This window comes from Jannaschia pohangensis, assembly GCF_900113875.1.
In the GTDB taxonomy this organism is placed as follows: domain Bacteria; phylum Pseudomonadota; class Alphaproteobacteria; order Rhodobacterales; family Rhodobacteraceae; genus Jannaschia; species Jannaschia pohangensis.
This window is the reverse complement of record NZ_FORA01000001.1, coordinates 759,981-783,123: the sequence shown is the minus strand read 5'-3', so window position 1 is coordinate 783,123 and position 23,143 is coordinate 759,981. Positions and strand designations below refer to the sequence as shown.

The following is a 23,143-nucleotide window of genomic DNA, read 5'->3' as shown; positions in this document are numbered from 1 at the left end:
GTCCTTTACTTGGGCCGCGGGGCAGGGCAGGCTTGGCCCCTGTTTGAGATGAATTTGACGGAGATCGACATGGCCATGACCCGCCCCCTGATGACCCTGGCCACCTGCGCGCTCATGGCGCTTGGCGGCGTGGCGCAGGCGCAAACGCGCACCTCGGACGGGGTGGCGGTCGTGCCGGTGACCTTGCCCGCCGGCGTGATCCGCGTCGCGCCCGGCACCGTCAGCCCGCGCGCGGGCCAGATCGTGACAGGGACGGCCGTCGCCACCGATGGCACGGTTGTCGTGCCTGCCGCCCGCTCGACCTTCCATGTCGGCCATCCGCCGCACGGCTACAAGGCTGCGTGGGACGATGGTCGGCTGAACCCGAACCGGGGCCCGCGCACATTGCAGGGCGATTATCAGAGCGAGGCGGTCTGGACGAACACCACCCCGCGCGAACGCAAGCCGGTGATCTTCGTCCGTCGCTAGGATTTGGTGTCGGGGTCGATGACCCCGATAGCGTTCATCATCGCTTCGAAAGCCGTGCGGTCGGTATCGACACCGCGGGCCTTTACCGCATCGAACCGTTTGCGAAGGGCGGCTTTCTCGTCGCCCTTGCAATCGTTCCACGGACGCCCTTGCAGGGCCATCTCGATTACGTAGTAGACGATGAAATGCGGACGGCTTCCGGCCTCCAGCAGGCGCTGATACGCGGCGTCGGTGCCGAGCGCGCGCAACTGTCCGACCGTCTTGATGCCCACCTTGTCAAAGACGGACTCCATGGCGGGACCCATGTTGCGCAGGGCGGAAATCGGCGAGTCATCCATTCGACCAGCCAAGCGCGTCACGGCGCGCAGGTCCACCCGAAAGTGGGGAGCCTAGATCGATGCCCAATCGGTAAAGCGGACCGGAGCGGGACGCGGCTTGCGCTTCACCGGCTGCGTGGAGGACGGGGCGGGGCCATTTTGGGGAGTTGCCTGAAGCATCTGATGTTCCAGTGTTCGGAGGGAGGATCATTATATCCAACACGGAAACAAAGGAAGGGATTGGGCGGGATTTTGGCAGAAATACGGCCTCGCCTAAGGGAGGAGGAAGGCGAGGCCGCTTCAAGTCAGACGAAGAATTCTTTGGTCAGGGAGGAGGGAAGACCCGAACGCTTCGTTGATAAACAGTTAAAGCTGCAACGCAGAAAAGACAATCGTGCACATGCAGAAAGCGCCAATTTCCACTGTAAAAGTGCGTTTTTTGCCAGTGCGGGGCGGTTGATCTTAACACTTCGCACAGAGTTTGAGCGTCACCCCCTCGGGCGGGGTGAAAGCGTCGTCATTGCGAAAAACTTGAGGGGCCACACCGCGCGGCCCCCGGGATACGGCGAGTCGTTCGGCGCTATTCCGCCGCCCGTAATGGCGAAGTCGAAGCCGCGTCGTCATCGGGCTTTGCATCATCGTCGGCCGGTTTTGCATCCGGCTCACCCTTGGGGTCCGCATTGACCGTTGCGGCATTGTCCGCCGCATCGGTCGCGGCATGGACGATCGGTTGCTCGGCGGTCTGTCGGGCCGGAGCATCGGGCGTGAACGGAAGTTCCGGTTCCTCCGGCTCCTCCTCGCTCCACAGAAGGAGCGGGGTCGGCATCCGGCGGGCCTGACGGCGCAGCGCCCAGTCGTGGGCGTAGACGCTGCTGCGACCCATGCCGATCCGTCCGAACAGGCGGCCCAGGGCGCGCGCATAGGTCGCGACCCATACACGTGCGGCCAGCATCGCGGGCGTGAAGATCAGGGTCAGGATCGTCGCGACGCCCAGGCCCCAGACAACCGCCGTGGCAAGCTGGATCCACCAAAGGGCCGTGGGTGACCCGATGGAATAGCCACCGCCGATGAAGTCGAGCGACAGGCCGAACATCATGGGGGCAAGACCCGCCATCGTGGTCAACGTGGTCAGCAGAACGGGGCGGATGCGGTCCTCGGCGGTGCGGGTGATCGCCTCGATCTTTGGCATGTAGCGACTGTAATCCTGATAGGTGTCGATCAGCACGATGTTGTTGTTCACCACGATCCCGGCGAGGGCCACGATGCCCGTGCCCGTCATGATGATCGAAAAGGCCTGATCCATGACCAGCATTCCGATCAGCACGCCCGTCGTCGACAGGACGACCGCCAAAAGCACCAGAACGGAATTGTAGACCGAGTTGAACTGCGCCAGCAGGATGATGAACATCAGGCCCAGGGCGCCTGCGAAGGCCTTCATCAGGAAGGCGCCGGATTCCGCCTGCTCCTCCTGATCGCCGGTCCATTCCCACGACACGCTGTCGGGCAGCAAGCCACCGGCTTCCAGCTGTTCGGTCAGGACGCCGATGCGCTCGTTGGCGTTGATCGGGTTGGCGCGCAGGTCGGGAACAAGGCCCGTCTGCTGCGTCATCACGTCCGAGAACGTCACCTGATCGTTCCAGCTGACGTCGGTGAAATAGCCGATGTTCGGGCCAAGCAGCATCTCGAACAGGGCCGGGCGCGGGAAACGGTGAACCAGTTCCGCCTGGGTGATGTCGTCCACCGAGGGGTCAAGTTGGCGGGCCACGGCGAGCGAGCTGATATGCTCTACCGGGTTGCCCTCGGCGTCGGTGCTCATGACCGGAAAGCCCAGGTTCACCAGGCCTTCGCGCGCATCGGCCTTCACGTCGAAATAGCGTTCGGCATCATAGCGGTTGATCTCGGCCAACTGCGGGACGGGCTGGCGGGTGATGAAATTCGCCAGAGGCACAAGGCCATCGGCGGTCCGCACCTTGAGCGTGTCGAGGGTCGACAGGACGCGGTCTTCTTCGGGGAGGCGGACGCGGATCTCGATCTCGTCGTCGGAGCTGTCGACGCGCATCGTGTCGAGCAGGATGCCCCGCGTAACAAGCTGAACGGTCGCGCCCACGGTCGCCACGTCCGCGCCGAAGCGGCCGGCCTTCTCGACGTCCACGTCGATTTCCCAGTCGATGCCGGGCAGGGGCAGGGTGTCTTCGATGTCGATCAGGGCGGGCGTCGCCTGGAAGAAGTCGACCATGTCGGCCGTCGCGGCCTGAAGCTCGTCCCAGTTTTCGCCCGTGAGGCGCAGGTGGATCGGTTTACCCTGTGCGGGGCCGCGATCCTGGGACGACAGGTCGACCTTGACGCCCGGCAATTCGCGCAGGCGGGCCAGCAGGGTTTCCCCGATGGTGTCGCCGTCAAAGGCAGGGTCCACGACCGACGCATTGACCGTCAGGCCGAAGAAGGTGAACCACGGCTCGCTCACCGTGGGGCGGTCTTCCCAGGGGACCATCTCGATCTGGATCTGGCCGATGGTGTCGAGCGGGCCGGACGATGCCCCCGGTCCCCCACTCGACAGCCCGCCTTCGCCCGCAAAGGCAAAGGCCGACTGGATGCCGGGGGTGGCCAGCACGATCTGTTCGGCGCGGGCGAGCAGTTCGTCCTTTTCCGCCAGCGACAGGTTGCCCCGGGCGCGCACGAAGACGTTGGCCTGCTCCAGCTCGCTTTCGACGAAGAATTCCACGCCGTTGTTGTTTTCGCCGAAGATGACGAAGGTCGAGACGACCGAGAACCCCACGAGGAAGATGGCGACGATGGGCCCGAGCGGCGTGCCGACGATCAGGTTGATGAAATGGCCGAAGGTGCTGCGGCGATAGCCCGACTTCACCCGGCGGACCTTGCGGCTGAAGGTGACGGAGCCGAGCGTCGTCGAGAGCAGTGCCGCCGATGCGACAAAGCCCAGGGGCCCGATCAGGCCCGCCAGGGGCGCGCCCTCGGGCAAGAGGTAGAGCGGATTCAACGTCTGAAGGATCGACACGATCATCAGCCAGGCGGACGCCAACGTCAGCACAAGCCGGACAACCCACGGCAGACGCGCGCGAAGCCAGGTCGACCCGCCCTCGAAAAGGCGCGAGATGCGGCCCGCGACGCCGCCCAGAACCGGCAGGTAGACCAGCGCCACCACCAGCGACGCCGACAGCACGAAGATCAGCGTGACTGGCAGATTGCCCATGAATTCGCCCGGCACACCCGGCCAGAACAGCATCGGCAGGAAGGCACAGAGCGTGGTCGCCGTGGACGACACAACCGGCCAGAACATGCGTTTGGCGGCCTCGGTATAGGCCTTCATCGGCCCCGTGCCCTCGGATATTCGCTTGTCGGCGTATTCCACGACGACAATCGCGCCATCGACCAACATGCCCACGGCGAGGATCAGGCCGAACATGACGATGTTGGAAATCGTGATGCCCATGACCGCCATGATGGCGAAGGACAGCAAGAAGGAGGTCGGAATGGCGAAACCCACCAGCAGGGCCGACCGGGTGCCGAGCGTCGCCAGAACCACGATCATGACCAGCGCAATGGCCGTCAGGACCGAGCCTTCGAGTTGCGACACCATCGACCGGACGGTGCGCGACTGATCCAGCGTCACGGTCACATCGACGGCCTGGCGCAGTTCTTCGGGCCAGCTCGCGGTTTCGCGGTCGATCTCGTCCCGGACCTGTTGGGCGGTCTCGATGATGTTGAAACCCTTGCGCTTCACCACCTGGAGGGCGACCGTCGTGTCGCCGTTGTAGCGGGCGGTGCCCATGCGGTCTTCGAAGGTCAGGTTGATCTGCGCCAGATCGCCAAGGGTGATGACGCGGTCACCATCGGTCTTGACCGGCAGTTCATAGACATCGCGCGGCTCGTCGAAGCTGCCGGGGATCTTCACGGGGAAGGCGCCGGTTTCGGTTTCGATGGAGCCTGTGGCGACCAGCAGGTTGTTCTGCGTCACGACGCTGATCAGTTCGCCCGCCGTCACGTTGTAGGCTTCGAGGGCGAGGGGGTCGATCAGCACCTCGAGCATCTCGTCGCGGTGACCCGCAAGCCCGGCTTCCAGGATCGGGGGCATCGCCTCCAGCCGGTCCTGAAGGGAATTGGCGAGCCGCAGCAGGGTGCGCTCGGGCGCGGTTCCCGAAAGCGAGACGATCAGGATGGGAAATTCCGAGAAGTTGATCTCGTTGATGCTGTATTGCTCGGCGCCTGCGGGGAAATCCGCTTCGGCCTGGCTCATCTTGTCGCGCACGTCCGCGATGGTCGCGGATTTGTTCCAGCCGAATTCGAATTCCAGGAACAGTCCGGCATACCCCTCGGCGGCGGTCGCGCTCATGGATTTCAGGCCGTCGAGTTCCTTCAGCCGGGTTTCCATCGGCTTGACCAGCAACTTTTCACTGTCGGTCGCGCTGATGCCCGGGAAGGGGACCGAGACGAAGATGCCCGGGATGTCGATGTCCGGCTCGCCTTCCTTGGGCAGCGAGATATAGGCCGCGGTGCCCGCGATGATCGACAGCACCACGAAGGCCAGAACCATGCGGGCCCGATCGGCAGCCCAGTCGATCAGGCCGGTCATTGGTTCAGCTCCGCCTCATAGGTCGCCCGGACGGGCACGCCGTCGGTGACGTATTCCTGACCCACGGTGATGATTTCGACACTGTCGGGCAGGCCGGACAGCAGGACCCCTTCCTGCGTGTCGCGCACAAGCGTCACGGGCATGAACCCGGCACGCCCATTCTCGACCGTGCGCACGCCAAGCCGCCCTTCGTCATCGAGGGTCAGGGCAGACGCAGGCACCATATGGGCGGTCGTCGGGTCGGTCCCGATCAGGATTTCGGCGGTCTGGCCGTCGCGAATGGCCAGATCGGCGTTCGGCACGGTGACTTCGACGCGGAACGTGCGCGTCAGGTCGTCGGCGGCCCGGCTGAGGAAAGTCACCTCGCCCGTCACTTCCTGACCGGAGGCGAGGCGCGCGCCTGCGACCGCGCCGACCTCGACGCGGTCGACTTGCGCTTCGGGCAGGAACCCGACCAGCTTGATCGGGTCAAGCTGCACCACTGTGGCGCAACCCTCACCGCTCGGGCCGCCGGCTTGCAGGAAGGTGCCCAGTTCGGCGGTGTCGGTTTCCAGAAGGCCGGCGAAGGGCGCCTCGATGGTCAGTTTCTCGATGTCGAGCTGCGCGCGCAGGACGCCTGCCTCGGCCGCCTCGACCCCGGCCTGTGCCGATTCGATCCCGGCCTGCACCGTCTCGAGGCCGGTCGTGGCCGCCGTGACACCCGCCTCGGCCGACCGCAGGGATGCGTCGGCATTGGCAACGCGCGTCTCGGAGGCAAAGCCGCCTTCGGACAGGCGCGCGGCGGCGTTCTGGTTGATGCGGGCCTCTTCCAGCCGGGCTTCGGCCTCCGCCACGCGGGCCTGCGCCTCGGGGACGCGGGCGCGCGCTTCGGGAACGCGGGCGCGGGCTTCGGACAGGCGGGCCTGGGCTTCGGCCAACACGGCGGCGGATGTGCCGGGGTTCAGTTCGCACAGAACCTGACCGCTTTCGACGAAGGCGCCCTTGCGGATGGGGGTCGAAATCACGGTGCCGCTGACTTCGGGCAACAGGCTGACCTGCCGGAACGCCTCGGACTGGCCGCGCACCATGACCGCATCGGCGACATCCTGCGCCTCGGATCGAAGGGCCACGACATGCACCCGCTCTGCGCTGGCGGTTTCGGTGGTCGCAATCGCCACGGGCCCGGTTTCGGCGGCGGGGGGCGCGTCATCCGTCGCCTCGACCTCGGTTCCGGTCAGCTCGGCAGCCTTGTTGAACAGCGCGTCACGCTGAAGAACCACGAAAAACAGGGCGACGCAGACAAAGACTGCGGTCAGGACGGGAAAGAAACGCATGGCGGCAGGCCTTTCTGCAGCGCGGAATATCTGTATCTGAACAGGTCTACGTGTGGGTAAACCGTTTGGTTCACTTTACGGCTTCAAATCGTCATTCACAAGCCCACCCCTAGCGGTGCCGCATGACCTGCGCAACGAACGCCACTGCACGGCACCTGTGCATCGTTTTGCCTTTGCCGCTTGGCCCGGACGGCATCCCGCGCTAGGAAGCGCCGACGCCAAGGCAGGCGCCGTCCGGAGGGGGTGAGATGTCCAATACCGAAAGCTTCATCGAAGAGGTCTCCGAGGAGGTCCGGCGCGACAAGCTGTATCAGCTGATGCGCAAGTGGGGATGGGTTCCGGTGCTGGCCATCGTGCTGATCGTCGGGGGGGCGATCTGGTCGGAATGGTCCAAGGCTCGCGAAGCCGCCAAGAACCAGGCTTTCGGGGATGCCGTCATGGACGCGCTGGCCGGGGAAGACATGGCCGCCCGCCGCGCCGCATTGGCCGAGGTGCAGGCCGTGGATTCGGGTCAGCAGGTCGTCCTGTCGCTGCTGCGCGCGACAGCGGCCCTGAATGGCGAGGAGTCTGATGCCGAGGCGGCCAAGGCCGAACTGCTTGCGCTTGCGGATAACCCGGAGGTCGAGGGGCAGTATCGCCATCTGGCCTTGCTCAAGGTGATGCTGGCCGGTGGCACCGACGACGTGGCGCAGAACGCCCTGTTCCTTGAAGAACTGGCCGCCCCCGGCGCGCCCTTCCGGGCCATGGCGGTCGAATTGCAGGCCTATGCCGCGCTCGAGGCGGGGGACGAGGCGACCGCGATCACCCTTCTGCGCCTGTTGACCGAAGAGGCCGAGGCCACGCAAGCCTTGCGTCGACGCGCACAGCAGTTGATTGTGGCCCTGGGGGCCTCGCCGGATCCCGCCTGAGAGCGGACGGCGGGCAACACGTGGCAAGACCGGGCAGGAACGGGGACGGATCATGATTAAGATTGCTGGCATCCTGATGGTTGCGGGGCTTGTCCTGACTGCCTGTGGTGAAGACGAATTGATCCTTCCGGGTGAACGGCTTCCGGTCCGCGCGGGCGACGCCGGCGGTATCGGTGTGATCGCCAGCGCCGCGCAGGATGCGGCCGAGGTTCCGGGCCTGTCCCTGCCTGCCGCGCGCCGTCTGGCCGACTGGCCGATGCGTGTCGGCAACGAGTCGAATGATCCGGGCCATGCCACCCTGTCGGCCAACCCACAGCTGATCTGGTCCGCGAATATCGGCACAGGCGACAGCCGCCGTCAGCGCATCACCGCCGACCCCGTGTCGGACGGCAGCCGCATCTTCACCGTCGACGCCAAGTCCACCGTCACCGCCACCGCGCCCTCGGGCGCCGTGATCTGGTCGCGCAGTCTTGTCCCCGGGTTCGAGCGGGACAGCGACGCGTCGGGCGGCGGGGCCGCCGTGGTCGGCGGCACGCTCTATGTCTCGACCGGCTACGGAGAGTTGCACGCCCTCGACGCGGGCTCGGGCCAGGAAAAGTGGGTTCAACGGCTGGACGCGCCGATCACCACGCCCAAGGTCGCGGGCGGCCTCGTCTATCTGGTCAGCCGCGACAACCGCGCCTGGGCCATCGACACCGACACCGGCCGGATCCAGTGGGAATTGCCCGCCGCGCCCGCGACCAACGTCATGGCAACGGCCCCCGCACCGGCGATCACCGGGCGGGCCGTGATCTTCCCCTTCGGCTCGGGTGAGCTGACGGCGGCGTTGCGCCAGTCGGGCGTGCGGGTCTGGGGGTCGTCCGTCTCGGGTGCGCGGCGCGGCGTGGCCTACAACGATCTGGGCGATATCACCGGCGATCCGGTGGTCTCGGACGGGGTGGTCTATGCTGGCACGACGGCGGGACGGATGATCGCCGTTTCGGTCTCCTCGGGCCTGCGCCAGTGGACGGCGGACGAAGGCGCGGTGTCGCCCTTGGCTGCCGCCGGCGGTTCCGTCTTCGCGGTGTCGGACCGGGCGCAGTTGCTGCGTCTCGATGCCGAGACGGGTCAGGTTCTCTGGCGGCAGGACCTGCCGTTCTATCGCAATCAGCGCCTCAAGCGGCGGCAGGGCGTCTATGCCCATTTCGGTCCGGTTCTGGCCGGGGGTCGGCTTTGGGTCGCGTCCTCCGACGGTGTCCTGCGTGGCTTCGATCCGGCGTCGGGTGCGCTGCAATCGCAGGTCGAGATCCCGTCCGGAGCGGCGTCGCGGCCGATTGCCTTTGGCGACGCGCTTTATGTTGTCGGACGGTCCGGTACGCTTCACGCTTTCCGTTGACGCGCGGATGCGCTAGGGGCCGCGTCTGAGATTTCGGAGACCGCGATGTTCACCCTCGCCATCGTCGGACGGCCCAATGTGGGCAAGTCCACCCTGTTCAACCGCCTTGTGGGCAAGCGCTTGGCGCTGGTCGATGACCAGCCCGGCGTGACCCGCGACCTGCGCGAGGGGGCGGCCCGTCTGGGCGACCTCAAGTTCACCGTCATCGACACCGCGGGCCTTGAAGAGGCGACGGACGACAGCCTTCAGGGCCGGATGCGCCGTCTGACCGAGCGCGCCGTCGACATGGCGGATGCAGCGCTTTTCGTGATCGATGCGCGGATGGGGGTCACGCCCTCCGATCAGATTTTCGCCGACATCCTGCGCCGCAAGGGACACCCCGTCCTGCTGGCCGCCAACAAGGCCGAGGGGCGTGCGGGCGAGGCGGGGATGTTCGAAGCCTATGGCCTGGGACTGGGTGATGTTATTGGTTTGTCGGCAGAACACGGCGAAGGGATGGCCGACCTGGCCGCCGCCCTGCGTCCCCTGATCGAGGCCAAGCCCGAGGACCCCGAGGAGGAGGCCGAGGCGGATGTCGAGATCGACGAGGACGATCTGGGCGAGGAGGCAGACTGGGCCCCGACCGTCCGTCGCCCGCTCAAGATCGCGGTGGTCGGGCGGCCCAATGCGGGCAAGTCGACGCTCATCAACCAGATCATCGGCGACGACCGCCTTCTGACCGGGCCCGAGGCCGGGATCACGCGGGATTCCATCGCGCTCAACTTCGAATGGGGCGGCGTTCCGACACGGCTGTTCGACACCGCGGGCATGCGCAAGCGCGCCAAGATCACCGAGAAACTGGAGAAGCTGTCGGTCTCCGACGGATTGCGCGCGGTGAAGTTCGCCGAAGTCATCGTCATCCTGCTCGACACCGATATTCCCTTTGAGCAACAGGACTTGCGCATCGCCGACCTGGCCGAACGCGAGGGCCGCGCCGTCGTCGTCGCAGTCAACAAGTGGGACCTGGAGGAGAACCGGCAGGAAAAGCTGGCCATGCTCAAGGAGCAGTTCGAGCGGCTGCTGCCGCAGTTGCGGGGGGCGCCTTTGGTGACGGTTTCGGCAAAGACGGGGCGGGGGATGGATCGGTTGCAGGAGGCGATCCTGCGGGCCCATGCCACCTGGAACCGGCGGATTCCGACGGCGGCGCTCAACCGCTGGCTGATGGGAATGCTGGAACAGCATCCGCCGCCGGCGCCGCAGGGCAAGCGGATCAAGATGCGCTACATCACGCAGGTCAAGACGCGGCCGCCGGGGTTCGTGGTCATGTGCTCGCACCCCGACCTCGTGCCCGAAAGCTATTCCCGCTATCTGGTCAATGGGTTGCGCGTCGACTTCGACATGCCGGGCACGCCGATCCGGCTGCACCTGCGCGGGCAGAGCGACGCCAATCCCTACAAGAACAAGAAGCGGGCAGAGCCGTCGCGGCTGCGCAAACACCTGAGCGGACGCAAGCCGGACTGAGAGCGGGACGGGGCGCAAGGGGCGTCTTGGGGGATATGTGCGCCCGGGCGTCCGACCGCCGCGCATCCGCCCCTCGGCCCCCTGTTTTCATGGGAAAAACCCGTGTCACCCCCGGTACACCCCCGGTACACCCCCTGTACAGACGCGCGTACACCCCCTGCGCGCGATCGCTTGGCGGCCGCGCAACGGGGGGTGCTCTGGGGTAGGGGGTTGGGCAGCAGACGCTCGCTGCTGGCGCAAAGACACCCTCGTGTTGAATTGCGAAGTGGACATTTTGCGCGCTGGCTATGGATGTCGGATGTCCAATTTGGCGACGACATTCATCGGCTCGGCCGGCGTGAGCCGCATCCTATCGACCAAGTTCGCGGGCAACGGCTATGGTAGTCAGTTGCACCTATGCCCGTGACCAATCGGCGGCAGCACGTCGACTGAATGGTTCTGGCCCCTGATTTCCTGCATTTGTATTGGGCGTTCCGGCGACTGAGCGCTGATTTTTGCGGCATGTGTGGAAATAATTGGCGGCGCGTGACCGGCAAGCTTGATGCGGCAGGTCGTCTACCAGTCTGGATGGAAGTGCAGGGTGTTTAGGGTTCCGCCGCATTGCGGGTCAGGTCCAAGAAACATCACCTGGTCGGCAAAATTCGGTCAGGCACACGGCGGGGCAAAATCCCGGGAGGCTTACTGCGCAGGTTTGACCCGCACCGACCTCCTGTTCCGCCAGCGGATCCGATCTGACAGACACGACCTTCGGGCGGGACGCTGACCAACGGGGATGCCCTATGACCAAAGCCAAGTACCTTGTCGCCGCCGCCATCGGATTGGCCACCGCCACCGCATCGCCCGCCGTCGCACAAGAGAAAACCGACTTTTCCATTGCTTGGTCGATCTATGTCGGCTGGATGCCTTGGGGGTATCTGGACGAGTCCGGCATCATGGACAAATGGGCCGAGAAATACGGTATCACTGTCGATATCGTTCAGATCAACGACTACGTGGAAAGCATCAACCAATACACCGCTGGCGCCTTTGACGGCGTCTCGGCCACGAACATGGACACGCTGTCTATCCCGGCCGGGGGTGGCGTGGACACGACGGCGCTGATCATCGGCGATTTCTCCAACGGCAACGACGCGGTGATCGCGACTGGCGATACGACGCTGGAAGATCTCGCGGGGACCTCCGTCAATCTGGTGGAGCTGTCGGTCTCTCATTACTTGCTGGCCCGCGCGCTGGATACGGTCGGCCTGTCCGAGCGCGATCTCGCCGGTGTGGTCAACACTTCGGACGCGGACATGATCGCGGCCTTCGCCAGCGCCGACGTGGACACCGTTGTGACGTGGAACCCGCTGGTGTCGGAAATCCTGGCATCCAACCCCGACGCGACGATCCTGTTCGACAGTTCGCAAATCCCCGGAGAGATTCTCGACCTGATGGTCGTCAATACCGAAACCCTGAACGCCAATCCCGATTTTGGACGCGCGCTTGTCGGCGCCTGGTACGAGGTGATGGGCCTGATGGCAGAGGGCAATGAAGAGGTGCTGACCGCGATGGCCGAAGCTTCCGGCACCGATCTGGCGGGTTACCGATCACAGCTCGAAGCAACCGAGATGTTCTATGCCCCTGCGGATGGCGTGGCACAGGCCGAAAGCGCGGAGCTGCCCGATACGATGGTCAGCATCGCGGAGTTCCTGTTCGACAAGGGCATCCTTGGCGTTGACGCCCCGTCGGCGGACTTCATCGGGATCGAGTATCCCGATGGCACGATCACCGGTGACGAGAGCAACGTCCGGTTCCGCTTTGATGCCAGCTTCATGCAGATGGCCGCCGACGGCGATCTGTAATGACCGTCGCCCGGTCCCGCAGGTGCGGGGCCGGGTTTGCCCCCCGGCACCGGAGCCCGTTATGCGCCTGATCAATAGACGTCCCGACCGGCCCGCAGCTGTGTTTCTGGCGGCTCTGCCCTTTGCCGCCGTCTTCATCGCCTACTGGATCGGGTCGGAAATCCGGTTGAGCGCCAACCCCTCTGACAAGCTGTTGCCGGCGCCGGAAACCATTGCCGCGACCGCCAGGCAACTGTTCACCGAAGGCGACCGCCGCACCGGAGAGATCCTGTTGTGGTCAGATACATGGGCCAGCCTCCGCCGCCTTGGCGCCGGGGTTGGCATCGCGGCCGCGCTGGCAACTTCTCTTGGCGTGTTGATCGGGATGCTGCCCTACGCGCGACGGACCCTGTCTGATTTCGTCGCGGTGTTGTCCATGGTGCCGCCGCTGGCCCTGCTGCCGATCCTGTTCATCGTATTCGGTCTGGGAGAGACTTCGAAGGTCGTCCTGATCGTGGTGGGCATCACGCCCTTCATCACGCGTGACCTGAGCCAACGCGTGCTCGACATCCCTCATGAGGAAATCGTCAAGGCGCAGACCCTTGGTGCCTCTACCGCGGTCATTGCCATGCGGGTCGTACTGCCGAAGATCATCCCGCGCTTGATCCAGTCGGTGCGCCTGTCGTTGGGGGCCGCATGGCTGTTCCTGATCGCCGCCGAGGCGGTCGCAGCGGACGCTGGCCTTGGGTATCGCATCTTCCTTGTCCGCCGGTATCTCGCCATGGATATCATCCTGACCTACGTCATCTGGATCACGCTTCTCGCCTTCCTGATCGACTGGGCCTTGAAAGCCACGTCGCGCGCCGCCTTCCCGTGGCTGGAGGAAGGGTTGTGAGCTTCGTTCAGGTCACCGATGTCTGGCAACACTACGGTCGGCGGTCGATCATCGAGCGGGTCAATCTGGATGTGACCGAGGGCGAATTCGTCTCGATCGTCGGTGCTTCGGGCTGTGGGAAGTCCACGTTCCTGCGCCTGCTGTTGGCCGATGAGACGCCAAGCCGCGGAGAGATCCGCATCGATGGAGGCGAACCCGCCCGCGAGCCTGGACGCGAGCGTGGCGTGGTCTTTCAGAAGTATTCCGTCTTCCCTCACATGACCGTGCGCGACAACATCGTTGCCGCCGAAAGCTTCTCTGGCGGTCTGGGCCGTTTCTTCGGGTCGAAGTTGCGCGCGGCTCGCGAACGTGCAGACGAGACGCTGGATCGCATCGGTCTGGCGCATGTGGCCGGGAATTACCCGGCGACGCTCTCCGGCGGCATGCAGCAACGTCTTGCCATCGGGCAGGCGCTGACGGCTCGACCCCGTATCCTGTTGCTGGACGAGCCCTTCGGCGCGCTGGATCCCGGCACGCGGATTGCCATGCACGACTTTCTGACAGACCTGCGGGCCGAGACGAAGATGACCGTCTTTATGGTCACGCACGACCTCAGCGAAGGCTTCAAACTCGGCGACCGCGTTCTGGTTTTCGACAAGCCGCGCTGGGATCCCCACGCGCCCGAAGCCTTCGGTGCCACGATTACCTACGATTTCGACGCGCGCGACGCGGGCGTGCCCTTCCAGCACATCCTCGACCAATACCCCTCTCTCGCCGCGCATTAAGTGTCCCTCCTGCGCGCCGCCGGGCCCCGCGCAGACAGGTTTGCCAAGGCCCGTACTGACCGCCCCGCGTAGTGGGGTATACAAGGGAGACAGCGATGTTCTCTGATCTGAACCGCGCCGAGGCGCGCGCGCGCCATCCACGCGATATGGCCGACCGATTGGCAGCCCGCGACCGTCGCGGCCACCATCCCGATCTGACCAAGCTGGGTGGCTGGAAAGCCATGCAGAAAGAAGAAGGGCTTCCCGAAGGCCGTTGGGACGAAGAGCGCCGCTGGGCGCTGCGCATGGGGCTGACGGGTGCCGATAGCATCGACGACAAGTCCATTCCCACCTTCGCGCGCGGGGAGCTGCCCCATTATGCGGGCATCAACACCTTCCTCAAGGCGCCCTATGCCGAGGATGTGCAAGAGGTCGCCCATTACGACGCGACTGTGCTCGGCATTCCCTTCGATGGCGGCACCACCTACCGCGCCGGGACCCGGTTCGGCCCGCAGGGGGTGCGCAAGATCAGCGCCCTTTACACGCCGTATAACTACGAGACGGGCGTAGATCTGCGCGAACAGATGACCATGTGCGACGCAGGCGACGTGTTCACCATCCCGGCCAACATCGAAAAGAGCTTCGACCAGATCAGCCGGGCGGTCAGCCACGTGTTTTCGTCCGGCTCGCTGCCAATCATGATCGGTGGCGATCACTCCATCGGATTCCCATGCCTGCGCGGCATCGCTCAATGCACCTCGAAGAAAATCGGGATAGTGCATTTCGACCGCCACGCCGACATCCAGGAGAAAGACCTCGACGAGCGGATGCACACCACACCATGGTTCCACGCGACGAACATGCCGAACGTCTCGCCCAAGAACCTGGTGCAGGTCGGCATCGGCGGCTGGCAGGTCCCGCGTGAGGCCGTGAAGGTCGCCCGCGAGCGCAACACCAACATCATCACCATGTCGGACATGGAAGCGATGGGTATCGACAAGACCGCAGAGATGGCGTTGGAAATGGCATGGGATGGGGTGGACATGGTCTACATGTCCTTCGACATCGACAGCATCGACTGCGGTTTCGTCCCCGGCACCGGCTGGCCCGAACCGGGTGGTTTTCTTCCGCGAGAGGCGCTTGCGCTGGCGTCCAAGGTCGCGGCGGAAGGCATCTGCGGAATGGAGCTGGTCGAGGTCAGCCCGCCTTACGATCAGTCCGAGATCACGGCCCTCATGGGCACGCGGGTCATCGTGGATGTGTTGGGATCGCTGGTTTCGCACGGCAAGTTGGGCGCACACAAACGTCATATCGACAAGCCGGTTTCCATTCCCCATGGCGATTTCGAAGGCAAGCGCTGGTCGAACCCCGAACCCCACAAGATCGGATAGCGCCATGCCCCATGACCACGCCCCGCACGACCATCACCATCATCCGCATGACCACAACCATACCCACGATGCCGGTCATCTGCACAGCCACATGCACAACGAAGACGTGGCCGCAGACCTGCAGGTGCTGGCGGCCCAGTTCATAGACGGGTTCGTCCAGGCCAGGGACAAGACCAGCTACCTCAAGCTGGCCGGTGTTCCGTTCGAGAGACCGGGGCAGGGCGGCAATACCGCTTTGAAGCTTGTGGATGTGGAACTGACGACCGACTGGCAGGTGGGCACAGCGTCGCCCAGCTTCGGCTCGCGCGAGCTGTCCTATCTGCCATTCCCCGGAGAGATGGTCCGGGAACGCACCAACATGTCGCTGATCTACGTGTCGATGGACGAGAAATCGTCACTCGATTTGCGCGACTTCCTGACAATCCGAAAGAAAGAGATTGAATCATGAAGACATCGACCCTTTTCGCCCTGTCCCTGATAACCGCCGGCCCTCCGCTGGCCCACACCGCAGGTGGTGACATAAGCTCCTTATCCTCCTCCAGTTTGAGGTAGAGTCCGCTCCAACAAGGAGACGGGCGATGTGTGCCGGACGCGCCGAACATCCGCTGGAGCCTCGACTTCGTGAGCGACGCGCTGATGGATGGCCGCCGGTTCCGTGTCCTGGCCGTGGTCGACGACGACAGCCGGGAATGCCTGGCTTTGGTGGCGGACATGCCCCTGCCCCCCGGTGCAGAGCGCTACTCCCGCAAAGTCGGTGCCTTGCAATAATCGACCGACGCGGGCGCCACGATCTGGCCCCGCGTTTTTCGATTGCCCGAGGAACACTTGCGAAACCCAGTCACGACTCAGGGCCGATTGATCGTTTCCATCAATGCGGAACCTCAAATCATTTGCGTTTGGGTCTACGCAGGTTGCCTGAACGTCTCACTTAGGGTCGAGAGGGCCTACGCAAGACCGTTCCGACAGGATCTGGAAGCATCCCCCGGGGACGCATCAAGAACCTGAAGCGATCCAACCGGAACATCTTCCCTATTCGACGTGGGTCTCGTGTTGGGGGGCAGGCCACTGGGAGAATTCTCTCCGGGTTTCCTGCCGTCCACCCATTCATGTCGGCGCCGAAACCAGGCATCCTGCTGTCGATGGCGAGCAGGTGGCGACTTCCTGCCGCGCGGCCGTACCAAATCCGCCCGCGATCCTATATGCTTCGACATGCTCTCAAGCCCCATGGTGTCCGATCAATGCTCCTGACCCGCCGCGCCCTTCTCAAGACCTGTGCCGCCGCCAGCCTTGCCTTCCCTGTCCTGCCCGGCCTGGCGCAGGCGCAGGCCACCGGCCTCGACGCCGTCAGGGAGGCGGCGGCCGGCCTTGAACAACTCCATTCCCTGATCGTCCTGCGGGACGGGGCCGAGGCGCTGGCCATGGCGCCCCGCGGGCCTGGTCTGGACCGGATCGCCAACGTCAAATCCGTCTCCAAGACGTTGATCGCCTTGCTTACCGGCATCGCGATCGAGCGGGGGCACCTGCCGGGTCCGGATGCGCGGGTCTTGCCGCTTTTGGGCCGGGCCGCTGCGGGCGACGCGCGGGACGCGCTCACCGTCGGGCACCTGTTGTCGATGCAGACCGGCCTCACCTCGACCTCCGGCCCGAATTACGGTGCCTGGATCAATTCGAACGATTGGGTCGACTATGTCTTGAACGGCGAGCCTGACGGACGCCCCGGCGGTCGGTTCATCTATTCCACCGGCGGCTGGCATGTGCTCGGTGCGGTGCTGGCCCGGACAACCGGGCGCGACCTGCACGCGCTGGTGCGGGACTGGTTGGCCGAACCGCTCGGCATCTCCGTTCCGCAATGGGACCGGGATCCGCAGGGGCTCTACCTTGGCGGCAACCAGATGGGATTGACGCCGCGTGACCTTGCCCGGGTGGGTGAAATGGTCCGTCAAGGCGGGGCCTGGAATGGCGCGCAGATCGTTCCGGCGACGTGGATCGAGACCTCGTGGCGCCCGCGCGCCCGCTCGCCCTGGTCAGGCGACGCATACGGGTACGGTTGGTTCCTGACCCGTTTCGCGGGGCGGATGGCCGCATATGGGCGGGGCTATGGCGGACAGGTATTGGCGGTTGTGCCGGACGCGGGGCTTACGATCGTCATCACATCGGATCCGAACCTCCCCGCGCGGACGCAGGGCTATTTCGGGGAGGTCCTCTCGCTGCTGGACGCGACCGTCCGGGCGACGGACGACGCGACCTGACGGCCGCGCTTCGGGCCATCGTCGCCGGTCACGAGCAAGGCCAATTCGCCGACCTGCATCCCATGCCAATGAACGGCGGCTTACGGTCCAGAACCCACCCCCGGCATCCGAGCATCACCATCGCCCGAATGCCGGATGGTCCGCGTTCAGGCGTTGGCTTCGCGGATCTTTTCGGCAGCGGCCTTGTCGAAAGTGACGCCCTGGGCTTCGAGCATGGTGTCGAGTTCGCCCGAGAGGGTCATCTCGGTGATGATGTCGCAGCCGCCGACGAATTCGCCCTTCACGTAAAGCTGGGGGATCGTGGGCCAGTCGGAGTAGTCCTTGATGCCCTGACGGATGTCCGCATCCTCGAGCACGTTCACGTCGGTATACTCCACGCCCATGTAATTGAGCACGCCCGCGACCTTGCTGGAAAAGCCGCATTGGGGCATGGACTTCGTCCCCTTCATGAAGAGGACGACGTCCTTCGATTTCACCATGTCGTCGATCCGGGTCTTGGCATCGGCCATCTTATTTCTCCTTCGGGGTTCGGTCGCGCCGGGGCACGAAGGCCCTTGCGTATTCCTGTGGGTCCTTGGGGATGTGGCAGGTCAGCTGATCGCCGCCGCCCACGCCCGAGGAATAGTTGCTTTCGATCTTGGTATAGCCGGTGCCCGGGTCGATGCCACGGGGGCGGCCTCGGTCGGGTTGGCGCGCCTCGGCCCGCAGGACGATTATGGCTCGGCCCAGCAGGATCGCCAGGATGATCGCAGAGAGATATGCCGCAAGGTCGGTCACGCGGGTGCCCGGGTGGTCAGGGCGAGGGCGTGGAGTTCGCCATTGGCCCCGTCCATCTTGCCCTTGAGCGCGGCATAGACGGCGCGTTGCTGGGCCACGCGGGATTGGCCGCGGAAGCTGTCGTCGACGACCTCGGCCGCGTAGTGGTTTCCGTCGCCTGCCAGGTCGGTGATGGTGATCTTGGCATTCGGGAACGTGGCGCGGATCAGCGTCTCGATCTCGTGGGCTTGCATGGCCATGGGCGGGGTCTCCTGCTGTCGTCTTCTAGCTAGGATGCCTTGGCCGCGGGGGCAAGACGGGAGCAGTGTGCGAGCCAGAGGCGATGGATGCCGAAGGCGTAGGGGATCAGGGCCAGGGCGAGGTAGATCGCGGCCAGGCCGACCAGAAGTTCGAGGGCGGAGATATCGGGCACAAGGGCGGGGAAGGACGGCAGGACCGCCATGCCGAAAAGGGCCGCGACGGTTGCGGACACGGGCGCTGCGGCGATTGCCGGGCGGCGGGTTGCGAAGATGCCCAGCCAGAGCATCGGCAAGCCGGCGATTGTACCGGCGGCGGCGACGGCAAGGGGCAGGGCGATATGCGGGGCAAGCGTCCGGTTGCCGGACATCACGACTTCCCAGGCGGCGGCCATAGCGGCGGGAACCGGCAGGAAGGCCAGAAGCGGGAAAGCCAGGATGTAGACGAGGAGGACGGCGCACGGGGGAAGGGTCATGAAAACGGGTCCATTCGGGTTTGGGGTGAGGTCCTGCGCGGGGCGGCGGGGGTCTTGCGCCCCGGATTGCGGCGTCACGGCACCGGGTCCGGCAGGAATGCCGCAATGCGGGGGGCCGTGGCACCGGACGGATGGCAGAGCCGCCAGTTGCCCGTGAAGAACACGGCGAGGGTAAGCAGCACGAAGAGGAGCGCGCAGGCCGGCAAGGTCTCGACCGGGAGGCGGGGCAGGGCGACGACGCCGATGGCGCGCGCGATGTCCCAGGCGGCAACGATCCAGGTGGCGGCCAGCATCGCCCAGATCGGCAGGCCGCCCCACAGGCGCGACCGGAGGGCCCGGCTGCCAAGGACGATCTGCGGCGCGCCGACCGTAAGCAGGGCAAGGGTCAGGCCGGAAGCGGCGGCAAGGCTATCGACGCCGGGCGTCTGGATGCCGCGTGTGGTCAGGTTGGCCGCAACAAGGACGACAAGGCCGACAGCCCCCGAGACCATGGCGGCGGGCAGATAGGTGAGCGCGAAGAACGGGAGAGTGATGGGGCGTGTCATGCGCCCGTGGTGAAGGATGGCCCGTGCAGAAGGCGTGCGCCGGTCGTGCAGGCCTCGTGCAGGTCAGCCGCGCGGCACATCCTGCCAAAGCCGACGCCCGCCCCGGCCCGCCACCACGACATGCACGATGCCGGCAGCCAGAACCAGAATCCCCGCCAGCCAGGAGTCGCTCGACGCAAGGACCCCGCCGCAGCCGTTCCGGAAGGTCAGCCAGATCTTGATGGCGTGGACCATGAACCCGGCGACGGCAAGACAGACGGCGGCCAGGCCAAGGGCCTGCAAATGCGGCAGGGTCCGCCGCAGGATCAGGAGCGGGACGACGGAGAGCAGAGCGACGATGACGACCGTGGGCAAATAGGCCGCCATCGTCGCGGCGAGCGTCAGACCGGTCCCACAGACGTCCCGCAGAAGGGTCACATCGGCCACGACCTGAACGACAGAGCCCAGCCCGAGGCCGCCCATGGCCGCGAGCAGATAGAGCAGGGGGATGGCGATTGCGCGCCCCACGGCTCAGGCGAAGGCCGCCTCGAAAGCGCCGCGATAGAGGGTGGACAGCTCTTTCAGGGGGGCCTTGGCCTTGCCCAGTTTGACCATGTCGCCGGTGAACTGGCCGACCATGGTCAAGAGCAGGCCCGCCTGTCCGGCGGCGACCATCAGCGCCTCGGCGGAATCGAAGGTCACGGCCAGAAGGTAGCGGCCCTGATCCTCGCCAAAGAGGGCGGCGGTGCCGTTGACGTCGAGGGTGACGCCGATGCCGTGCTTTTCCGCCAGCGTGAAGGCGGCGAGCGCAAGGCCGCCGTCCGACAGGTCGGTGCAGGCGGTGATCCAGCCCCGGTTGTCGAGGATGAAATCGCCGTGCGCGCGCTCGGCCTCGAGGTCCACGGGCGGGGCGTCGCCTTCGCCCGGACGGTCCAGATGTTCGGCCAGAAGGGCGGAGCGGCCCAGATGCGTGCCTTCGCCACCCAGGACCAGCGCGATCATGCCTTCGCCGATCTTGCCGCCGATACGAGTGTCGAGGTTCTCGATCAGGCCGACGGCGCCGATGGTCGGCGTGGGCAGGATACCCTTGCCGTCCGTCTCGTTGTAGAGGCTGACGTTGCCCGACACGATGGGCATGTCGAGGGCCACGCAGGCCTGTCCGATGCCGTCGAGCGCGCCGACGAACTGGCCCATGATCTCGGGCTTTTCGGGGTTGCCGAAGTTGAGGTTGTCGGTGGTGGCCAGCGGCCGCGCGCCCTTGGCCACGAGGTTGCGATAGGCTTCGGCCACGGCCTGCTTACCGCCCTCGACGGGGTTGGCGACGACATAGCGGGGCGTCACGTCCGAGGTAAAGGCAAGGCCCTTCTGCGTGCCGTGGACGCGGATCACGCCGCCGTCGAGGCCCGGAAGGATGACGGTGTCGCCCATGACCTGCGTGTCGTATTGACGGATGACCCAGTCGCGGGCGCAGTAGTTCACGCTGCCGATCAGGCTGCGCAGACCGTCGATCGCGTCGACCTCGGGCACGATGGCCAGCGGTTCGGGTGCCGGCGTCGGAACCCAGGGGCGGTCGTATTCGGGGGCAGAGGACGCGAGGGTCGAGAGCGGCAGATCGGCCTTAACCTCGCCGCCATGAACGATGAGGAAGCGGTCTTCGGCAATCGTCTCGCCCACGATGGCGAAGTCGAGGTCCCATTTGTCGAAGACGGCGCGGGCGGCATCCTCCAGAGCGGGGTCCAGCACCATGAGCATCCGCTCCTGGCTTTCGGACAGCATCATCTCGTAGGCGGTCATGTTCGCCTCGCGCACGGGCACGCGGTCAAGGTCGAGGCGGATGCCAAGGCCGCCCTTGTCGCCCATCTCGACCGCCGAACAGGTCAGGCCCGCGGCCCCCATGTCCTGGATGGACACGACCGCGCCGGTGGCCATCAGCTCCAGCGTGGCCTCCATCAGGCGCTTTTCGGTGAAGGGGTCGCCGACCTGAACGGTGGGGCGCTTTTCCTCGATCGTGTCGTCGAATTCGGCGCTGGCCATGGTGGCCCCGCCAACGCCGTCGCGCCCGGTCTTGGCACCCAGATAGACCACGGGGCGACCCACGCCCGAAGCAGCGGAATAGAAGATCTTGTCCGCATCGGCGAGGCCCGCGGCGAAGGCATTCACGAGGCAGTTGCCGTTGTAGGAGGGATCAAAGTGGACCTCGCCCCCCACGGTGGGCACGCCGAAGCAGTTGCCGTAGCCGCCCACGCCTTCGACCACGCCATGCACAAGACGCCGGGTCTTGGGGTGGTCGGGCATCCCGAAGGATAGCGCGTTCATCGCCGCGACGGGTCGCGCGCCCATGGTGAAGACGTCGCGCAGGATGCCGCCCACGCCGGTCGCCGCCCCTTGATAGGGTTCGATGTAGGAGGGGTGGTTGTGGCTCTCCATCTTGAAGACCACGGCCTGCCCGTCGCCGATATCGACCACGCCCGCGTTTTCACCGGGGCCGCAGATGACCTGCGGGCCAGTGGTGGGCAGTTTCTTCAGGTGGATCTTCGAGGACTTGTAGGAGCAATGCTCGTTCCACATCGCCGAGAAAATGCCGAGTTCGGTGAATGACGGCTCCCGCCCCATGATCTCCAGGATGCGGTCGTATTCCGCGGCAGACAGGCCGTGGGCCGCGATCAGGTCGGGGGTGATGACTGGGTCTTGCATGGAGCGCTCCGGCAGGGATCGCCCCCCTTTACCGCCCCCGGACGGGAAGGTTAAGGCCCGAAGGCAGGCGGATCAGTCGATGATCTTCCAAGGGGCCAAGGCGTCACGCATGTCGCCCTCGGAGAACTCGAGCGCCTTCATGTTTCCATAGGCGTTGGATGTTACCAGATCGGACCGTCTCAATTCCGGCTCCCAGAATGGCGGGGCGGGGGTGCCATGGGCCGCATCCTGCGCCAGTGTCAGCACGAAATCCCGGAACAGGATGACAACAGCGTCCGAGGCCGATTTGTCGGTATCGCCGCGCCGCCGGTCATCGAGGGAACGCATCGCGAATCTTCCCGCAAGGAGGAGCGACCACTGGATCGGGGCAAAGGCGCGGACGAAGGAAATCGGGCGGTCCAGGGGGGCTGTGGCTTCGGGGGAGGGCGTCGGGCCGAAGGCAGTCGGCGTACCGGCGTAGGGATGCAGAGGGATCTCCGTCTCGGCCAGCAGTGGCAGGAAGAAATCCGACACGGTCCGCCTGCGCGCGGCATCGTCGGGCAGGCGGTCGAGAAAGCTCCGGCGGCTGTCACGCCCTGTTTCCCGCGATCAGAACATCGAAGGCGTCACGCAGCGGGGTCACATGGCCGGCCATCGCGACGGGGATGGAGGGCGCCCGCGCGATGGCCTGCCTCAAAAGGTCATTGATCAGCGGGCTCTCGAATCCGCGATGCTCACCCGGGATCAGTTTGAACGCGACCAACATACGCACCAATTCTGTCAGTTCCGCAGGGCTGAGCGGACGCGGAAAGGCGATGTCCGGGTCAGGCAGGACAGACAGGGTCATGGCGGGATTGGGCCTGCGTCGAGGCCCGGAGGGTTGCGGT

Annotated in this window: 22 protein-coding genes, 1 pseudogene and 1 riboswitch; of the genes and pseudogenes, 11 read left to right on the top strand and 12 right to left on the bottom strand. The window is 65.4% G+C overall.

The genetic code is table 11. From position 1 onward, the window contains the following. Positions 1-69: 69 nt before the first annotated feature. On the top strand, positions 70-468 hold the full coding sequence (locus tag BM002_RS03840) for a hypothetical protein (protein WP_139212233.1): 399 nt from the start codon (positions 70-72) through the stop codon (positions 466-468). On the opposite strand, the gene BM002_RS03835 is transcribed toward BM002_RS03840, so the two are convergent. The 3 genes from BM002_RS03835 to BM002_RS03825 form a co-directional block, all read right to left on the bottom strand. Then, positions 465-806: a TfoX/Sxy family protein gene (locus BM002_RS03835; RefSeq protein ID WP_092777453.1), complete on the bottom strand. Its 342-nt coding sequence runs from the start codon at positions 804-806 to the stop codon at positions 465-467. The genes BM002_RS03840 and BM002_RS03835 overlap by 4 nt on opposite strands. Positions 807-1,365: 559 nt before the next feature. Next, entirely contained in the window at positions 1,366-5,376 is a 4,011-nt protein-coding gene (locus tag BM002_RS03830) for an efflux RND transporter permease subunit (RefSeq protein WP_092777451.1), read from the bottom strand. After that, complete coding sequence (locus BM002_RS03825; RefSeq protein WP_092777449.1) at positions 5,373-6,689, bottom strand: efflux RND transporter periplasmic adaptor subunit; 1,317 nt, start codon at positions 6,687-6,689, stop codon at positions 5,373-5,375. The genes BM002_RS03830 and BM002_RS03825 overlap by 4 nt, the downstream gene beginning before the upstream one ends. 248 nt (positions 6,690-6,937) lie before the next feature. Here BM002_RS03825 and BM002_RS03820 point away from each other — a divergent pair, with 248 nt between their 5' ends. The 10 genes and pseudogenes from BM002_RS03820 (at position 6,938) to BM002_RS03775 (ending at position 17,570) form a co-directional block, all read left to right on the top strand. After that, positions 6,938-7,597 carry a hypothetical protein gene (locus BM002_RS03820; RefSeq protein ID WP_092777447.1) on the top strand — a complete coding sequence of 220 codons (660 nt, stop codon included), beginning with the start codon at positions 6,938-6,940 and terminating at the stop codon, positions 7,595-7,597. 52 nt (positions 7,598-7,649) lie between these two features. Beyond that, positions 7,650-8,972: an outer membrane protein assembly factor BamB family protein gene (locus BM002_RS03815; protein ID WP_092777445.1), complete on the top strand. Its 1,323-nt coding sequence runs from the start codon at positions 7,650-7,652 to the stop codon at positions 8,970-8,972. Between the two features lie 45 nt (positions 8,973-9,017). Beyond that, positions 9,018-10,472 (top strand): ribosome biogenesis GTPase Der, encoded by a 1,455-nt coding sequence (der, locus tag BM002_RS03810; protein ID WP_092777443.1) that lies wholly within the window; start codon positions 9,018-9,020, stop codon positions 10,470-10,472. A gap of 573 nt (positions 10,473-11,045) precedes the next feature. Further along, positions 11,046-11,150: riboswitch (guanidine-I (ykkC/yxkD leader) on the top strand. A 101-nt stretch (positions 11,151-11,251) separates the two neighbouring features. Beyond that, positions 11,252-12,313, top strand: coding sequence for a putative urea ABC transporter substrate-binding protein (locus tag BM002_RS03805; RefSeq protein ID WP_092777441.1), 1,062 nt, complete (start codon positions 11,252-11,254; stop codon positions 12,311-12,313). 61 nt (positions 12,314-12,374) lie between these two features. Further along, positions 12,375-13,187: an ABC transporter permease gene (locus BM002_RS03800; RefSeq protein ID WP_092777439.1), complete on the top strand. Its 813-nt coding sequence runs from the start codon at positions 12,375-12,377 to the stop codon at positions 13,185-13,187. Next, the gene (locus BM002_RS03795) at positions 13,184-13,951 is read left to right on the top strand and encodes an ATP-binding cassette domain-containing protein (RefSeq protein WP_092777437.1); all 768 of its coding nucleotides are present in this window, start codon (positions 13,184-13,186) and stop codon (positions 13,949-13,951) included. Before BM002_RS03800 ends, BM002_RS03795 begins: the two co-directional genes overlap by 4 nt. Before the next feature lie 95 nt (positions 13,952-14,046). Continuing rightward, entirely contained in the window at positions 14,047-15,321 is a 1,275-nt protein-coding gene (locus tag BM002_RS03790; RefSeq protein WP_217641142.1) for an agmatinase family protein, read from the top strand. Positions 15,322-15,325: 4 nt separating this feature from the next. Beyond that, positions 15,326-15,769 carry a hypothetical protein gene (locus BM002_RS03785; RefSeq protein ID WP_092777435.1) on the top strand — a complete coding sequence of 148 codons (444 nt, stop codon included), beginning with the start codon at positions 15,326-15,328 and terminating at the stop codon, positions 15,767-15,769. Positions 15,770-15,903: 134 nt separating this feature from the next. Then, positions 15,904-16,041 (top strand): annotated as a pseudogene (locus BM002_RS03780) (IS3 family transposase); the annotation flags it as partial. 518 nt (positions 16,042-16,559) lie between these two features. Beyond that, positions 16,560-17,570, top strand: coding sequence for a serine hydrolase domain-containing protein (locus tag BM002_RS03775; RefSeq protein ID WP_092777430.1), 1,011 nt, complete (start codon positions 16,560-16,562; stop codon positions 17,568-17,570). Between the two features lie 146 nt (positions 17,571-17,716). On the opposite strand, the gene grxD is transcribed toward BM002_RS03775, so the two are convergent. From grxD to BM002_RS03730, 9 genes are all read right to left on the bottom strand, one after another. Further along, on the bottom strand, positions 17,717-18,079 hold the full coding sequence (gene grxD, locus BM002_RS03770) for a Grx4 family monothiol glutaredoxin (protein ID WP_092777428.1): 363 nt from the start codon (positions 18,077-18,079) through the stop codon (positions 17,717-17,719). 1 nt (position 18,080) lies between these two features. After that, complete coding sequence (locus BM002_RS03765) at positions 18,081-18,347, bottom strand: hypothetical protein (RefSeq protein WP_092777426.1); 267 nt, start codon at positions 18,345-18,347, stop codon at positions 18,081-18,083. After that, positions 18,344-18,586 carry a BolA/IbaG family iron-sulfur metabolism protein gene (locus tag BM002_RS03760; RefSeq protein ID WP_092777424.1) on the bottom strand — a complete coding sequence of 81 codons (243 nt, stop codon included), beginning with the start codon at positions 18,584-18,586 and terminating at the stop codon, positions 18,344-18,346. The genes BM002_RS03765 and BM002_RS03760 overlap by 4 nt, the downstream gene beginning before the upstream one ends. Before the next feature lie 29 nt (positions 18,587-18,615). After that, positions 18,616-19,059, bottom strand: coding sequence for a hypothetical protein (locus tag BM002_RS03755; RefSeq protein ID WP_092777422.1), 444 nt, complete (start codon positions 19,057-19,059; stop codon positions 18,616-18,618). Positions 19,060-19,133: 74 nt separating this feature from the next. Next, positions 19,134-19,604, bottom strand: coding sequence for a hypothetical protein (locus tag BM002_RS03750; RefSeq protein WP_092777420.1), 471 nt, complete (start codon positions 19,602-19,604; stop codon positions 19,134-19,136). Between the two features lie 63 nt (positions 19,605-19,667). Further along, positions 19,668-20,111: a hypothetical protein gene (locus BM002_RS03745; RefSeq protein ID WP_092777418.1), complete on the bottom strand. Its 444-nt coding sequence runs from the start codon at positions 20,109-20,111 to the stop codon at positions 19,668-19,670. A 3-nt stretch (positions 20,112-20,114) separates the two neighbouring features. Beyond that, positions 20,115-22,277, bottom strand: coding sequence for a phosphoribosylformylglycinamidine synthase subunit PurL (gene purL / locus BM002_RS03740; RefSeq protein WP_092777416.1), 2,163 nt, complete (start codon positions 22,275-22,277; stop codon positions 20,115-20,117). A gap of 72 nt (positions 22,278-22,349) precedes the next feature. After that, the gene (locus BM002_RS03735) at positions 22,350-22,790 is read right to left on the bottom strand and encodes a hypothetical protein (protein ID WP_092777414.1); all 441 of its coding nucleotides are present in this window, start codon (positions 22,788-22,790) and stop codon (positions 22,350-22,352) included. A 55-nt stretch (positions 22,791-22,845) separates the two neighbouring features. Beyond that, the gene (locus BM002_RS03730) at positions 22,846-23,103 is read right to left on the bottom strand and encodes a hypothetical protein (RefSeq protein WP_092777412.1); all 258 of its coding nucleotides are present in this window, start codon (positions 23,101-23,103) and stop codon (positions 22,846-22,848) included. Positions 23,104-23,143 lie beyond the last annotated feature (40 nt).